We start from the raw sequence: 14,043 nt of genomic DNA, 5'->3' as shown, positions 1-14,043 counted from the left end.
GGGCACCAAGTCCAAGCCGATTCCCGGCCCTCACCTCGTCTACGGCTTCCTGACCACCGCACCCAACACGGTGGTCGAGCCGATCCATCCGAAGGCTATGCCGGTGATCCTGACGACGGATGAGGAGCGCGACGTCTGGATGCGCGCGTCGTGGGATGAGGCGAAGGTGCTGCAGCGCCCGCTGGCCGACGATGCGCTAAAGATCGTGGCGCGAGGCGCGGACATGGAAGACAAGACCGCAGCCGCGTGACCGATCGCGGCTGGTCCCGCCCGTTCAACGATCCAATACCGTTGCCGCGCGGTCGCCAGCTCGTCACGCTACAGGACGCGGCGCAGTACATCATGAAGCTCCAAGGCCGAGCATGAGCTGCCCGAATGCCAGGCGGCCATGGAAGGGCTGCTCCTGGTTGCCGATCTCGGCGGCCGGCGATGTTCGCCCGGATCGGCATGATGCGGGCGTTGAACCGTCACCACGTTCGGGAGTTTAACCCATCTCGGAAGAGCCCCATTGGGGACGCCGCAAGCTGGCGCGAGATCGATGAAGACGGTCTGGATTTACGTTGATACCGGCAAACAGGTCGGCGACCGTGACCATCTCAAGGTGTTTGCAAACTCGGACCTTGCCGATGAGTGGTTCCTGGTGAACGATCCTAAAGGCGTCGTGTTTGAGTACGAGGTCATAGGCGCTGTGGAGGACGAAACCGGGGAAGGACGCTGACGGCATCGCCAAAACCGAGGCTGACCATCACAGTGACGACCTATACCGGGCGCGATGTTGACGATCCGGACAGGCCGCAAATCGAGCGCGCTCGCGCTGCACTGAAAGCAAAATGGCCGCAGATTGCTCTGCGGCCCACCGACAAAAGTAATTCTTACGTAATGAAATCGTCGCTATCGGTGCTGTTGATATCGTGCCTCAGCTCTGTTTCAATTTCATTTCGTCGCTACCCCGTATGACTACGGGAGGGGTGGCCTGGTCGGAAGTCCTGAGTGGCCTAATTTGAAATGCGGGCGCACAAAAGCCGGATGGACGAGACCCCCGAAGAAATCAGATTGAAGATCGCTCGATGCCGGGAATTGATCCGGAGGCTTGGCAAAAATAATGCAGCCAGGGAGCGGCTGAAGGTGCTCATGGACGAGATGGAAAGCCAGGTGACCCTGGAACGATCGCGGGCGCAGCGCATTGGCTCGATCGCGTGTCCGTGGAAGTAGCGGCACGCGATCGGACGGCCCCAGTCGAGCCTTGCCAGCCCTTGGCCCCGGCTGGGGCCGCCTTCCAGCCGCCGCTCGGCCCTTCCATCTTCCTCACGGGCGGCCAAGCGCTTCGGTGAACTGACCGATAGTTCGATTGAGGAGGCCCCTATTTCGGCGGCTGCAGCGCCTTCAAGATGCTTGCAATTGCGGGCGACTTCATCGGGTCCAGCCGCTCACAGTTGACGCACTGAAAAGTGCGTGGAGGCATGCCGCTTGGTTGAAGTTCCAGCGCCATAGAATGGTGGCAGATCGGGCAAATGGGCCCGCCTTTCGAGTTCGACATACGCTTCCCCCGCCCCAAGGCGCTTACCCTGAATGCTAGGGCGGTTCCCGGTTCCCCGTCTGTCCGACGTCCGACAGACTCCGGGGTTGAAACAGATTTAACTGTCGGGCGTGCTGGGTCGGAAAGCGGAGCAGCCTGCCCGGTAGCGCCAAGGACGGCCCCAGCGGTCGAGACCTCCACGCCCCCAGGCTGGGGCCGTTCTTGGTAGCTCGCAGCCAGCCCCAAGTTTTCCAATGGCTTGAGGCGGCTGCAGTCCGGGCGATGTCAGCAACTATGTGCGATGCCGTCTCGGCCTACCGGGCTCGCACACTAGGTCGGTCTGACTTTCCGAGTGTGCCGAGTGCGCGCGAGCGTTTGCTGATCAAGTTGTCCAAATACGCGTCGATCCCGCTTTTCGACCCATGCCTCGCGCCTTTCGCCGAGGCTGACGCGCCTCGGAAATTTGCCTGCAGCTCGGGCCGGTCGAAATAAGACTCTGACCGGGTCGCGGTTGACGCCGAAAGAGCCAATATTCGAAGCCCAGACGCAGCAAAGCAACCTGCGACCCCGTGGCCGTTCGCCAAGCGGAACAGTTCGGCATCGGAGGCGTTTTTCGCACGGAGGAAACGCCGTTGGGGACGCATGTGCTGACGCGAAACGACCGAACTGCGTTTACGCTCAAGTGTCCCGCGTGCAGTCGGCCGACGCCACACCGGTTTCTTTACATCAAGAACGGTTGCGACATCTTTCAATGCCGGGACTGCGGACTGGGACGCACCGAGGCATCGCGCTTCGATCCCCTCGCTTATTATGATGATGGCTACTTTTCCGGCCGTCAGTCCGACGGCTACGCCGACTATCGCGGCGCCGAACCCGTGCTACGGCGCGAGTTCGCCCGCACGATCGAATTCATCCAGCACCGCAAGCCACAGGGCTGTCTGCTCGAGATCGGTTGCGCCTACGGCTTCTTTCTCGATGAAGCCCGCCGCGCGGGGTTCGATGTGAGCGGCATCGAGCCGGCCGAGTCGGCTGCTGCCCATGCCGGTGATCTCGGCTTGAACGTCATCTGCGGCCTGCTGAGCGAAGCGACTCTCAAGTCGCTTGGCACCCTGGATGTTATCGTCCTCCTCGACGTCATCGAGCATCTGCCCGACCCGCAGGAAGCCCTCGCGTTGCTCGCGGACCATCTCCGGCCGGACGGCATTATTGTGCTGACAACCGGAGACTTCGGTTCCTTGGCAGCGCGGACGACCGGCGCGCACTGGCGCCTGATGACGCCCCCGCAGCACCTGTGGTTCTTCAATCGCGCCAGCATCGCGTCTCTGGCCCATTCGGTCGGCTGTCGCGTCGAGAGTGCCGATTACCCCTGGAAATTCGTGCCGTTTTCGCTGATCGCCTTCCAGGTCGGTCGCATGCTCGGCCGCAAGATCGCGGCCAGCCCGACCGGCAACCGGTTCGCCATTCCGGTGAACCTGTTTGACGCGATGCGCGTGGTCTTGAGCAAGGCGCCACCATGACCGGCCGGATTCGAAATCCCTGGGTCGTTGTCGCGGCGTACAATGAAGCGCCGGTGGTCGGCAGCGTCGTATCAGGCATTCGCCGCGCCGGATACGCGGTCGTGGTGGTCGATGATGGCTCCAGTGACCGGACCGGCGACGTTGCGTCGCTCGCCGGCGCGGTCGTCGTCCGGCATCCGGTCAACCTCGGACAGGGCGCCGCGCTGCAGACCGGCATCGACTACGCCCTCGAGCAGCGTGCGGATGCGCTCGTCACGTTCGACGCCGACGGCCAGCATTCCCCCGTGGCCATCGCGGCACTGCTCGCGGCGATCGAGCAGCCCGGAATCGATTTCGCGCTCGGCAGCCGCTTTCTCGCCGGCGCGACGGCAAATCTGCCGGTGTCGCGCCGCATCCTGCTCGGCGCCGCGCTCTGGTTCACACGCGCGAGCACCGGACTGCCGGTCACCGATACCCACAATGGCCTACGGGCGATGTCCGCGCGCGGCGCCCGCGCGATCTGCTTGCGACAGAACCGAATGGCGCACGCGTCCGAGATCCTGCACCAGATCGCGCAGAGCCGCCTGCGCTTTGTCGAGGTGCCGGTGAACATCGAGTACAGCGCCTATTCGCTGGGCAAGGGTCAACGCATCACCGATGCGCTGGCCATCCTGATCGATCTGTTTGCGCGGAGGCTCTACCGATGATCGCGCAGCTGTTGTTGACGGCCATTCTGGCGCTGGTCCTGGTTTACGCCTGGTCGGCGCATCGGACGGTGCCGATCATCGGCCTGCTCGCGAGCGGCGCTGCGCTCGCCGGCCTCTACTTCGTCTGGGTACCGGAGCATGCCACCGCCCTTGCGGCCTTCGCGGGAATCGGCCGCGGCTCCGATCTCATCCTCTACACCTGGGTCGTGATCAGCCTGCTCATCATGCTCAACTTGCATCTCAAGTTGCGGCTCCAGCTCGATGTGATCACGCGCTTGGCGCGCGCCGTCGCGATCGATCGCGCCAAGGGGAGCCGGCGTGAGGCAGGCCCGCCGCGAAAACGTCGCCCGGTCATGTTGGGCCGAAAGGCCGAGGCGCTTCCGACCGAATTGCAGGCGAAGAAGTAGATGCCGTGGCCAAGTCGCGCCGGGACTTGGCGTCAGTCGCCGAGCCCGCGACGACTGGCATAGATCTGGGCGAACGGGCGGCCAAATCGTGTGACCTCATCAACCAGTACGGCCGACGTGCCGTTGGCACAGGGCCAGCGCTCGGTGGCGATCAGGTAGTCGGCCTTTTGCAGATCGGTTTCGGCAATCCAGTTGCGACGGAACATCACGCCGGCCAGTTGCTCGCGCCAGCCCAGGCAGACCAGCACGCGCGGCGGATCGTCCGCGAACCGGCCTTCGGCGTCAATTCGACCCTCGAGGCGGCGCAGCGCCTCGGGCGCCGCCATGCCCCAATAGTCGAGGTCGAAGCGGCCGTAAGCGCCGGCGACGCCGCCTGCCAGACTGTTCATTGCGATATATTCGAGCGGATGCAGGATGACGAGCGTCACCACGATGACGGCCGTGTGCGCGACCCCGAGGGCCGCAGGCACAATCGGGTGGCGTCGCAAGAAGGGCAAGAGGCTCGTCAGCCCGCGCGCGGCCACGATGGCGAGCATTGGGATCACGAACAATACGTGGCGGACACCGTCATAGAGCGTCGAGCCCTGCAGGATGAGCACCCCGATGGGCCCGAACGCCGCCACACTGACGACCAGCACCGCGCGCGATCCTGCGAGCTCGGCCGCGACTGGTCGCAGTCCCACGATGCCGGACCGACGCAGGGCGCCGAGGGCGGCGCGCGTCCACGACCCTGCAGCACCGATCCAGACCGCCATACCGAGCAACAGCAATGCCAAAAAGCCCTCGGGCAAGCGCGCCAGAAGCTGTCCGGGGATGTACCAGGCGGGCAGTTTATCGGTGAACGTGCGCTGGCCCCAGTTCTGGAATTCGAACGAGGTATCGAGCGGAGCAAAGTGCCGATAGGCTTCGAGGAATTGTGTGAGCGGATGTCCAATCTGCAACCACGGCCAGAGCGCGATCGCCGTCAGCCAGGCGACGAGGATGGCGAGCAGCGTATGCAAGGCGATCTGGCGCAATTGGCCATAACCCGCGCGGCCATGGCGCAGCAGCACCTCGAGGGCGCACAGGCTCATGCCACCGACGAGGTAGGCGTGCGTGATCACCCCGCCGGTGCGCGTCGCGATGGCGAGGCCAGTGGCAAGGCCGGTCGCAAGGGTCAGACGCCAGCTCGGCACGTCCTGCCGCACCATCAGGACGATCGCGAGCGTCGACCAGCTCATGGCGAACAGGAACGGCACGTCGATGGGGGCAAAGAACAGGTTGCCGTACAGGTAGCCGGTCAGCAGGCACAGGGTTAGCGCCGTCAACCCAGCCCAGTGCCCGACCGTGAGCCGTGCCATCGGCACGACGGCGGCGAGCCCAGCGAGGCCGAACAGGAAGGTCATGGCGTGCCGGACCGTGATCGGGCTCGCGAGCTCAAGCGACTGCACGGCCGCGACGAGCATCTGAAACCACGGTCCATACATCCACAGATACTCTTCGACCGTCTCGAACTGAGACCGGTCCGTAAAGGCGCTCGTGTACCAGGCAAGCGCCTTGGGGCCGTAATCGTCGGTGTTGAATTCGTCGGTCGACAGCCCGTAATCCGCGGCGGTCGCAAGCCCGATGACCAAGGCCACGCTCAGCACAAGGAGCACGAGCAACGTCTCGGCATGGCGAGCAGCAAATGTGAGGCTAAGCTTCGGCCTCGCGAACCCAGAGCCGTCGCCATCCACCTGTTCAAGGGCCATGCAGGCGACACCCAGCTAAATCGCTCAATCGGGAATGAACCCCCAGCGCACCTCAAGTGTTGTCACTGGCATCGGCTTTCATAACACGCCTGAAGAGAGCTTTGTTCCGAAGTTTCAAATCAGGTCTCATAAGGCGATAGTAATGGCGATCCTTATCACCGGTGGTGCCGGATACATTGGGAGCCACATGGTATACGAACTCGCCGATCGCGGCGAACTGCCCATCGTGATCGATGATTTTTCGTCGGGCTTCGAATGGGCAATACCTTCCGGAGTTTCGGTTTTCGCTGAGGACATCGGAGATCAGCGACGAGTTGCGCACCTGATCGCGAAGTATGGGATTTCGGAGATCATTCATTTTGCGGGTTCTGTCGTCGTGCCGGAGTCGGTTGCCGAACCGCTTCGATATTATCGCAACAACACCGCAAATTCCCGAAGCCTGTTCGAGATCGCAATCAGGAGTGGAGTGCGGCGTTTTATCCTCTCGTCGACGGCTGCGGTGTACGGGAATCCGCCGGCAAATCCCGTCACGGAAGAGACCCCCATTGCGCCTGTATCACCTTACGGCTCATCCAAATTCATGGCCGAAACAATGCTGCGCGATGCGGCACGCGCTCACGGCCTACGCTACGCCATCTTGAGGTATTTCAACGTAGCAGGCGCCGATCCTGCTCTGCGCACTGGACAGGCAACGCGAGGGGCAACGCATCTTATCAAGGTTGCAGCGGAAGCCGCCGTGGGTCGGCGAGAGAAGATGCAGGTTTTCGGCACCGACTACCCCACGCCTGACGGGACCTGCGTTCGCGACTATATCCACGTGAGCGACCTCGTGAACGCCCATTATCACGCGCTTTCATACCTACGCGGTGGTGGAGAGTCGCTGACGCTAAATTGCGGCTACGGCCGCGGCTATTCGGTCTTGCAGGTGATCGAGGCCATGCGGCACGAATCCGGAAACGACTTTCCGGTCGAACTTGCCGCCCGCCGGCCTGGCGATCCGGCGGAGATCGTGGCGTCGGCGGAACGGATGCGCGATCTGCTAGGCTGGCGGCCTCAATGGGATGATCTTTCCTTGATCGTCCGCCATGCGCTCGCTTGGGAACGCAAACTATTGGCACAAGAAAACGCGACGCAGCGCTTGGCAACTACGGCTCTGCCTTGCCCCAACAGCGGAAATCCGCCACCTTGGATCAGCAGGCTCCGGTCGAGCCGCGCATTCCGCACCTCGAAGAACGCCTCGGGGACGAGCAAACAGGCGTGACAGGCGGCGCATGCAGCGGACGCTATGAGAAAGAGGCCCGGCGCACGACGTTGCCGGACGACATACGTCGGGCCTCACCAAACCGCGGATTTCCCCTGGAGTGGTTTGTTCAAGCTGAGTGTGATTCTTGGCAGAATTGCGCTTCATGCAGAAACCCGCCGGGTTGAGATCGGCGGGTTTCGCACTCTCGCGGGGGCTTGGGCGGGTTTCCGCGATTGGGCCATGCGTAGCAAGCCGAGATTAACGATTTATAAAGATCAGATGCCGGCCAAGCCTGCGGCCACCTCGGCGCCAATCCCGAGCGCTGTTTGAGCCTGCGCATGGCTCAACGAAAAGCCCGGCAACCGGCCGTGCGATCGCAATATCCATTGGGTGATAAAACGCGTTCATCAAAGTAGGAACGCATCAAGTTTCGATGATACATCGGCTCCGCAAGACTGCGGATATCCCGCCCGCTTCGTCGGGGCAATTGGCCAGCGCCCGTGAGGAAGAGTAAGCGCTACCTGCGCGGTCGTAAGGCGATTGATCCAAATCAACGGTTGAGGCAAGCTGGCGGCAACCAATGATGCTGATCCCCGGAGGGATCATGCGGAAAGTGCCAACCAACTGGGAAATTGTGTTCTGGCTTCTATGCGGAGCCGTCCTGGTGTTGGCTTTTTGGCACTACGGCACCATGGTCAGCGGCTACACAGATTGAGGCGAGCCATGCGCAATCTGATCGAGTCCCTGAGCGCCAATGGATTTCGAACAGGAACGTCTATGATCAATGGCCGTTAACGTCGCAAAGAAACAAGCGAGCCTGCGATGGCTAGATCAACGATCTTACTCGGCGCTGTAGCCTTGTTGTTCCTATCGGCACCTGCAGGCCCGGCGTCGGCGCAGCACGTAATTCCTAATCCCGGTCGGTGCGCCCAGTTCTATCCGAACGCAAATTGCCAGAACTACGGGCCCGGAAACCCCTACACGAGCTATGGCTGGCGGCGGGGCGGACATCGTCACTACTGGGGCCATCGTCATTACCGCCGCCATTGGCACTGACGCCAGCCAGCGCGACGAGCCTAAAGCCGAGGCGAGAGCGGTAACCACTTGGTGACCGGCCCCTCTTACGGCTGCAGCCGATCATCCGGCATGACAACGCCGTTCCGCCCCAAGACATCAGCGGCTGCCGCGCCTCTGGCACGAGTGACCACCACGTGCCGGCGCCTTCCTGGCAACGATCCGCATTGAACCACAACCACCCTATCCTCTGCGACGGCGCATCCCGAGCAGGTCGAGGCCCCAGAAGGCAATGAGGATCAAGGCGCACGTGCTCACGCCCAGCAACAATATGATTGCTTCCAGCATGATCGAATCACTCCGCTGGTGTCCCAGAAGCATGCGCGCCGGTCGCGAAATTGTCATCATTCAGTTCTGGCCAAACGCCCGCACGAAACCATTTTTGGGGGACGACGAAAACGTCCTGAAACAAAGGGCTGCCTAACTTGTTGTTAACAAAACAGGGATGGCCAACATGCAATTCTTCTTCGATCTCATTTGGAACCAGTCACGCGGCAGGTTCCTCGCTGCAATGGGTGAGCGGGAGGCCGGACAATGATCGAACTCTCAGCAACTATCCTCGCCCTGGTCAGCGCCGGTATCTTCATTGCCCATGCGCTGGATGCCTACCGCACCGGCTAGGCTCGCGCGACCAGCGGCGTTCAACGAAACTTCGCCCTGAGGGGGCGCGGGGCGGTGCCTCAGTGGTCGGGCTCTGCCCAATCAGCCGGCCGTCCCCGGATGGGTGATGCGCGAGCGGGCTTTTAGCGATACCCTAGCTGATGAGCCGTAAAGGTCGCCCGCGCTCCAGCGCTTGGGGAAAGTGGAAAGTTCCATGCCCCGCTGGAGGTCCGCCGTTAAGTGCCACAAACGACTACAGCCGTCCCAATTGCACCAGAGCGTCGGCAACCACCGCGACGAGGGAAGTCATTGTGTATGGCTTCGGCAGCCATCCGAGCGGGGCGTAGGGCTCGGCGCGCCCGCGCGTATGCGCGTCGTCATGCGCGGTCGCAAAGATGCAGCGAATGGCGAAGTCCTGGTATAATTGTCGTGCGGCATCGATGCCGTCGCGGTTGCTGGCGAGACGAATATCCATCACGGCAAGCGTCGGCTGCGCCTCGCGGGCCAGCGCAACGGCCTGCTCGGCGGTCGCGGCCGGGCCGACCACCTCAAAGCCGGCCGCTGTCAACGCAACTTCGGTTTGCATGGCGATCAGAAAGTCATCCTCAACGACGAGAACGCGCAGTGGGCCCTGCTTGCCTTCCATCCGTCGACGTTCATCGGCAGGCGGCGGCGAGTTCCGCTCGGGCTCTGACGGCAACACAAAATGTCCTGCGCTGTGCTGAGGCGTCATCGATCACCGCTCTAGATTCTAGCAGCAGGGAAATCGAGGCACGTTCGCGATGGATTTTTCGTGACGTGAAGCGTTCCATGAAGCTGGCGGGCGAGGCCGAGTACGAGTTGGAGCCCGGACGAGGTCTTGCTGCGCACAGCCTCCAGGTCGAATCCCTCCCCGTCGTCCTCGACGCAGAGCGCCAGCCGTCCGCCCTGAGCGGTCAGGCTGACCCGGACGCTCTGCCTCGCATGATCCTTGATGCCGTGCCTCACGGCGTTTGTAAGAAGCTCGTTCAATATCAGTGCGAGCGGCATCGCCACGTCGTTGGAAAGCACCCCGTGCGCAGCACCGCACTCAATTCGTGCATCCGGCGGCAGCAATTGCCGGATGGTCTGGCAGACCGCCGGCAGAAATTCCTCCACCGCGACGCGGCTCGCATCGCTTCGGCCGTACAGCACGCGCTGCGCCGCCGCCATCGCCGCGATCCGCGCGCTGGTTTCGTTGAGGACTTTCCGCGCCTCCTCGCTGTGCGCGGTTCTTGCCGCGGAGAACAGCAGCGACTGCAGCACCTGCATGTTGTTCTTGGCGCGATGATTGAGTTCGTCGAGCAGAAGCCGCTGCTGGGTTTCCGCATGCCGCCGCTCGCTGATGCTCTCCCGGAGCCTGCGTTGGGCTTCCTTGCGATCGGTAATGTCGTGGGCGATCTTCGATGCGCCGACGATATGTCCCGCGCCGTCGCGCACGGGCGAGACGGTTAGCGAAATGTCAAAAAGGCTACCGTCCTTCCGCCGGCGAACGGTTTCATAATGGTGGATGCGCTCGCCGATCCGTATGCGCGCGAGGATCCCGGACTCCTCGTCTTCGCGCCCTAGCGGAAAAAGAATGGTCACCGGCTTGCCGAGGGCCTCGGCAGCGGTGTAGCCGAACAGCCGCTCGGCGCCTGAATTCCAGGTCCGGATGATGCCGTCCAGATCCTTGCTGATAATCGCATCGTCGGAGGATTCCACGATCGAGCGGAACAGTGCCGCCTGCTGTTCGTTGCGGCGCGCCAGCGCCTGTTCGGCTTCCTTCCGGTTGACGTGCAGCATCCGCCCGGCCTGATCGATCTCGATGATGCCCGCGCCGACATGGTCATAGGTAATAGCCAGCCTGTCTTCGCGCGCACTCAGCCGTTCTTTGCGAGGCAGTCGGGCAACATCCGGGGCGGCGGGCTGGCTTGGCTGGGAGAGAGTCTTGGCCGTCCGTTGCTGGATGTTCATTCCCATCATTCCTGCCCCAAGGGCAATTTTGCGTCACACGATACTCGGCATCAGCAATGCAGGATCAGCAAAAATACCGCTGCGCCTGACCTTGCATAAGTTCGGCAGGAGAAAATCGTTCCTCGCGACGGCCGGACGCCGGAATGTCGTTCTTCTCGCGCGCTTCGCTCCCTGCAGCATGGAGCGCAATCTGATCGCTAACACCCGCGACAGATCCCCGTGAACCTACTCACCTCCGGGCGTCCCCGCGGCCGGACCGGCGGCTTTCGCGGGCGGTGACGCGGGCCGATGATCCGTTGCGAGGCACCTGCATAGGGTGTCGCAACGCGTGCACGCGGCGACGGCGTATCGACCGCGCCGTACGAGGTCGGCGGGGGCGGACGGTTGGGGCTGAGCGGCGGGATTGCCGCGGCATTACCGATGCCGCTGGGATCGGAGAGCGCGCGGGGATTGGCTGGGCCGAACGGCACGCCTGATATCGGCGCATTGCCGGCGCCGGCCGAGCCAGCTGGCGGCGTCAGTTGGGCGAATGCGCTTGTGGGGGCGATCAGGCCGAGCACCACGAAGAGAACAAGCGCCGGATTGCAGGACATCAAGGTCTCTCCAAGAGGCACTGCATCCAACGATCAGGCTGCGCGCGCGTTCCCTCCATCCCAGGGGCGGACTGTTTTTGACGCTGCCCGTCTTGCGACGGAGTAGGCGGCAGCGAGAGAATCAGGCTTATTCATGGCGCGATCACGTTTTGAGATTCCGCGGCATGAATCAGCCTGAGATCCTCGATTCCGATATCCGCGCCCTGCAGCAATGGCTGCGCGCCGCCTGGCAGCAGCTCGGCGATCCCTCCCTCACCGCCTTCTCCCGCCGCGAGTTGCGCAATCAGATGAAGCAGTGCAGTGCCGACCTGCGCGCGCGGTTGCAAAGGGTGGCCGAACGACAGTCCAGGCCAGTCCAGCCACCGATCCCGGCCTATTCCAGGCCGGAGCTGCGAATTTTGTCATGGTGACGGAACAAGATCAGGCGCCGAGCGGCGCTTGCCGCTCCGCCGCCAGCAACGAACACACCGCTGACGGCACGGCGCCGACGAGGCCGAACAGCAGGACATCCGGCCCGTGGGCGGAGCCCATCCAGAACACTGCTGCCAGCGGCAGGTAGCAGATCGCGTAGCCGAACATCGCGGTGAGCGCGATGCGGTGCGAGGCATTGCGCTTTGCCAGCGCATGGTCAAACCACGCGGCCAGCAGCGCCGGGATCAAGCCGACCAGATAGATCGTCGGCAGCATCATGATTTGGGCGACATCGAACGTAGTCGGGCTGCCCGCGAGCCAATTGGCAATCTGCAGCATCACCCAGAACGCGACGACGAAGCCAAGCGGCGGCGCGACGGCGGCAAAGATCAGAAAGCGTGTCATGCTGGCGGTCCCTGGTTGCTCATCTGGCCCGAACCGTAGCGCCACGTCGTTCGTTGGCGATGTGACGCCACTCACGCTGGCCGGGGGGCCCGCCGCCCCTGCCCTTTGCGCATCAAGGATTAGCCGCCCGGCCCGCCCTGTTGATAACCCCCAAGGGCCCAGGTCCAGCGTCGAAACAGGCCGCCATGGTGTGCTATCGGCATACCGGCCTGAACAACGACGGACAGAATACATGCGGATCACCCTGGTCGGTTCCCGCCATTTCGGCGTAACGACATTCAACACGCTGCGCCAACACGGGGTCGATATCGTCCGCGTTGTCGTCCACGATGGCGAGGACCGGCTTGCCGCCACCGCGCGGGCCGCCGGGATCGAGGTTGTGGTGCAGGCCGATCCGAAACGCGTGGCCGCATCGGAAATCGCGCCCAATACCGACCTGATCGTGACCGCCCATAGTCATGCCCGCGTCACCCGGGAAGCACTGGCTACCGCCAAACTTGGCGGCATCGGCTATCACCCCTCGCTCTTGCCACGGCATCGCGGCATCGCCGCCGTGGAATGGACCATCAAGGAAGGCGATCCGATCGCGGGCGGCACCATCTACCACCTCGCCGACCGCATGGACGCCGGCTCTATCGCCGCGCAGGAATGGGTGTTCGTCAGGAAGGGAGAGACCGCGCGCGAGCTCTGGGAGCGCGCGCTGGCTCCGCTCGGCCAGAAACTGCTCACTGACGTCATCTTTCACGCCAAGACCCACAACAACCTCCCTGCCACACCCCAGGAAGAGGAGTTCGCCACCCAAGCGCCGAACCTGTCCTACGCCAAGCACTGACCCCTACCAAAATACCTCAAGCTGTTCGAATCGGGCCGAAAGGCGAACTTTTTCGTTCCCTGCGCGGAACCGGATTCACCTTGATGTGTTTGAGATTTCGGGAACTTTCCACCGTGTTGCGGCGCACCCAAGTTTGGACACATTGTGACCAGATAAGGCGCGTCATCACACACATTTCGAGGAATTGATCCATGCGTCCCAACCGCATCCGCAACCTGTTGTTTGTTTCGTTTCTTGCCTCGGCCGCGACCCTTGTTGCCAACGCTCCGGCCTCCGCGCAGTCGCCCTATGACGGCCTTTGGCAGGTTACCGTTGTCACAAAAACGGGCAGTTGCGATGCGCAGACTACCTCCACCGTAAATGTCACCGACGGCAAGATTTCGGGCGGTCCGGTTTCCGGCAGTGTCGGCAGCGGGGGACTTGTGCGAGTCTCGATCAACGGTGCATATGCGAACGGTCAACTCAGTGGCAACTCCGGATCGGGGAAATGGAATGGGGCTTCAGCTGGTGTCGCATGCAGCGGTCGATGGGAAGCTTCCCGTCAGTAAGGCAAGCCAGTCTTCAGAATTCTTCGCCAAAGTGCGGCGGCTGACATTTGCAGCCGTCGCGTTTTTTTTGGCGGCCGGCGCCGCCTCTACGAGCTACGCCCAATCCAGTGCCTTCGCGGGCATGGCCGGCACCTGGTCCGGTCCCGGCACTGTCACGCTGGACGACGGATCGAGCGAGCGGATCCGCTGCCGCTCGACCTACAAGGTGAACGGGCCCAGCATGGAGATGGCCCTCACCTGCGCCAGCGACGCCTACAGGTTCAACCTGCAAGCGGCGGTCGTTGCTCAAGGCGGCGAGGTTACCGGTACCTGGATCGAGAGTAGCCGCAATATCGGCGGCAGCATCCAGGGCCGCGGCGCCAGCGGCAGCTTCCAGGTGGTCGCCCAGGCAGCGGGCTTTGCCGCCAGCATCGCGCTGAAGACCACTGGCAACAAGCAGCACATCGCCATGAAGGCGGACAGCCAGTTCCGGGCTGCCAATATCTCGCTGTCGAAGTAGACCAATCC

At 62.8% G+C, this 14,043-nt stretch carries 15 protein-coding genes and 1 pseudogene; 11 read left to right on the top strand and 5 right to left on the bottom strand.

Translation table 11 applies throughout. The annotated features are described in order from the left end of the window. Position 1: 1 nt before the first annotated feature. The 5 genes and pseudogenes from GWE18_RS26740 to GWE18_RS26720 form a co-directional block, all read left to right on the top strand. Positions 2 to 250 (top strand): annotated as a pseudogene (locus GWE18_RS26740) (SOS response-associated peptidase); the annotation flags it as partial. Positions 251 to 538: 288 nt separating this feature from the next. Beyond that, the gene (locus GWE18_RS26735) at positions 539 to 718 is read left to right on the top strand and encodes a hypothetical protein (RefSeq protein WP_275188679.1); all 180 of its coding nucleotides are present in this window, start codon (positions 539 to 541) and stop codon (positions 716 to 718) included. A 1,430-nt stretch (positions 719 to 2,148) separates the two neighbouring features. Then, positions 2,149 to 3,033, top strand: coding sequence for a class I SAM-dependent methyltransferase (locus GWE18_RS26730; RefSeq protein WP_275188678.1), 885 nt, complete (start codon positions 2,149 to 2,151; stop codon positions 3,031 to 3,033). Beyond that, on the top strand, positions 3,030 to 3,719 hold the full coding sequence (locus GWE18_RS26725; protein ID WP_275188677.1) for a glycosyltransferase family 2 protein: 690 nt from the start codon (positions 3,030 to 3,032) through the stop codon (positions 3,717 to 3,719). Before GWE18_RS26730 ends, GWE18_RS26725 begins: the two co-directional genes overlap by 4 nt. Further along, positions 3,716 to 4,126 carry a DUF2304 domain-containing protein gene (locus GWE18_RS26720; protein ID WP_275188676.1) on the top strand — a complete coding sequence of 137 codons (411 nt, stop codon included), beginning with the start codon at positions 3,716 to 3,718 and terminating at the stop codon, positions 4,124 to 4,126. Before GWE18_RS26725 ends, GWE18_RS26720 begins: the two co-directional genes overlap by 4 nt. A 32-nt stretch (positions 4,127 to 4,158) precedes the next feature. Here GWE18_RS26720 and GWE18_RS26715 read toward each other — a convergent pair whose 3' ends face one another. Continuing rightward, entirely contained in the window at positions 4,159 to 5,856 is a 1,698-nt protein-coding gene (locus tag GWE18_RS26715) for a hypothetical protein (protein WP_275188675.1), read from the bottom strand. 142 nt (positions 5,857 to 5,998) lie between these two features. On the opposite strand from GWE18_RS26715, the gene galE reads away from it, so the two are divergent. Then, positions 5,999 to 7,117: a UDP-glucose 4-epimerase GalE gene (gene galE, locus GWE18_RS26710; RefSeq protein WP_275188771.1), complete on the top strand. Its 1,119-nt coding sequence runs from the start codon at positions 5,999 to 6,001 to the stop codon at positions 7,115 to 7,117. 562 nt (positions 7,118 to 7,679) lie between these two features. After that, on the top strand, positions 7,680 to 7,814 hold the full coding sequence (locus GWE18_RS26705) for a hypothetical protein (protein ID WP_275188674.1): 135 nt from the start codon (positions 7,680 to 7,682) through the stop codon (positions 7,812 to 7,814). 1,212 nt (positions 7,815 to 9,026) lie between these two features. Here the strand turns inward: GWE18_RS26705 and GWE18_RS26700 are convergent. From GWE18_RS26700 to GWE18_RS26690, 3 genes are all read right to left on the bottom strand, one after another. Next, positions 9,027 to 9,506, bottom strand: coding sequence for a response regulator (locus GWE18_RS26700; RefSeq protein WP_275188673.1), 480 nt, complete (start codon positions 9,504 to 9,506; stop codon positions 9,027 to 9,029). Between the two features lie 11 nt (positions 9,507 to 9,517). Next, positions 9,518 to 10,747 (bottom strand): PAS domain S-box protein, encoded by a 1,230-nt coding sequence (locus tag GWE18_RS26695; RefSeq protein ID WP_275188672.1) that lies wholly within the window; start codon positions 10,745 to 10,747, stop codon positions 9,518 to 9,520. A 197-nt stretch (positions 10,748 to 10,944) separates the two neighbouring features. Further along, positions 10,945 to 11,340 carry a hypothetical protein gene (locus GWE18_RS26690; protein ID WP_275188671.1) on the bottom strand — a complete coding sequence of 132 codons (396 nt, stop codon included), beginning with the start codon at positions 11,338 to 11,340 and terminating at the stop codon, positions 10,945 to 10,947. Between the two features lie 164 nt (positions 11,341 to 11,504). Here GWE18_RS26690 and GWE18_RS26685 point away from each other — a divergent pair, with 164 nt between their 5' ends. Then, a complete protein-coding gene (locus GWE18_RS26685) occupies positions 11,505 to 11,750 on the top strand; it encodes a hypothetical protein (protein WP_275188670.1) in 246 nt (81 codons plus the stop codon). A gap of 10 nt (positions 11,751 to 11,760) precedes the next feature. Here the strand turns inward: GWE18_RS26685 and GWE18_RS26680 are convergent, their stop codons facing one another. Next, positions 11,761 to 12,156, bottom strand: a complete 396-nt coding sequence (locus tag GWE18_RS26680; RefSeq protein ID WP_275188669.1) for a DUF5413 family protein — start codon at positions 12,154 to 12,156, stop codon at positions 11,761 to 11,763. Positions 12,157 to 12,388: 232 nt separating this feature from the next. Between GWE18_RS26680 and GWE18_RS26675 the strand changes: the two genes are divergently transcribed. From GWE18_RS26675 to GWE18_RS26665, 3 genes are all read left to right on the top strand, one after another. Continuing rightward, positions 12,389 to 12,988, top strand: a complete 600-nt coding sequence (locus GWE18_RS26675; protein ID WP_275188668.1) for a formyltransferase family protein — start codon at positions 12,389 to 12,391, stop codon at positions 12,986 to 12,988. A gap of 191 nt (positions 12,989 to 13,179) precedes the next feature. Beyond that, positions 13,180 to 13,536 carry a hypothetical protein gene (locus GWE18_RS26670; RefSeq protein ID WP_275188667.1) on the top strand — a complete coding sequence of 119 codons (357 nt, stop codon included), beginning with the start codon at positions 13,180 to 13,182 and terminating at the stop codon, positions 13,534 to 13,536. Next, positions 13,481 to 14,035 carry a hypothetical protein gene (locus GWE18_RS26665; RefSeq protein ID WP_275188666.1) on the top strand — a complete coding sequence of 185 codons (555 nt, stop codon included), beginning with the start codon at positions 13,481 to 13,483 and terminating at the stop codon, positions 14,033 to 14,035. The genes GWE18_RS26670 and GWE18_RS26665 overlap by 56 nt, the downstream gene beginning before the upstream one ends. The last annotated feature ends 8 nt before the right edge of the window (positions 14,036 to 14,043 follow it).

It is taken from the genome of Bradyrhizobium sp. CSA112 (assembly GCF_029051645.1).
Classification (GTDB): domain Bacteria; phylum Pseudomonadota; class Alphaproteobacteria; order Rhizobiales; family Xanthobacteraceae; genus Bradyrhizobium.
The sequence above is the reverse complement of the archived record's forward strand: the minus strand, read 5'-3'. Positions and strand labels throughout refer to the sequence as shown.

Excerpts from the sequence above, each read along its gene's own strand:
- GWE18_RS26705 (WP_275188674.1), top strand. The coding sequence starts at position 7,680 with ATGATGCTGATCCCCGGAGGGATCATGCGGAAAGTGCCAACCAACTGG.
- GWE18_RS26720 (WP_275188676.1), top strand. The coding sequence starts at position 3,716 with ATGATCGCGCAGCTGTTGTTGACGGCCATTCTGGCGCTGGTCCTGGTT.
- GWE18_RS26700 (WP_275188673.1), bottom strand. The coding sequence starts at position 9,506 with ATGACGCCTCAGCACAGCGCAGGACATTTTGTGTTGCCGTCAGAGCCC.
- GWE18_RS26680 (WP_275188669.1), bottom strand. The coding sequence starts at position 12,156 with ATGACACGCTTTCTGATCTTTGCCGCCGTCGCGCCGCCGCTTGGCTTC.
- GWE18_RS26665 (WP_275188666.1), top strand. The coding sequence starts at position 13,481 with ATGGGGCTTCAGCTGGTGTCGCATGCAGCGGTCGATGGGAAGCTTCCC.
- GWE18_RS26690 (WP_275188671.1), bottom strand. The coding sequence starts at position 11,340 with ATGTCCTGCAATCCGGCGCTTGTTCTCTTCGTGGTGCTCGGCCTGATC.
- GWE18_RS26715 (WP_275188675.1), bottom strand. The coding sequence starts at position 5,856 with ATGGCCCTTGAACAGGTGGATGGCGACGGCTCTGGGTTCGCGAGGCCG.
- GWE18_RS26695 (WP_275188672.1), bottom strand. The coding sequence starts at position 10,747 with ATGAACATCCAGCAACGGACGGCCAAGACTCTCTCCCAGCCAAGCCAG.
- galE (WP_275188771.1), top strand. The coding sequence starts at position 5,999 with ATGGCGATCCTTATCACCGGTGGTGCCGGATACATTGGGAGCCACATG.
- GWE18_RS26725 (WP_275188677.1), top strand. The coding sequence starts at position 3,030 with ATGACCGGCCGGATTCGAAATCCCTGGGTCGTTGTCGCGGCGTACAAT.
- GWE18_RS26675 (WP_275188668.1), top strand. The coding sequence starts at position 12,389 with ATGCGGATCACCCTGGTCGGTTCCCGCCATTTCGGCGTAACGACATTC.
- GWE18_RS26670 (WP_275188667.1), top strand. The coding sequence starts at position 13,180 with ATGCGTCCCAACCGCATCCGCAACCTGTTGTTTGTTTCGTTTCTTGCC.
- GWE18_RS26735 (WP_275188679.1), top strand. The coding sequence starts at position 539 with ATGAAGACGGTCTGGATTTACGTTGATACCGGCAAACAGGTCGGCGAC.
- GWE18_RS26685 (WP_275188670.1), top strand. The coding sequence starts at position 11,505 with ATGAATCAGCCTGAGATCCTCGATTCCGATATCCGCGCCCTGCAGCAA.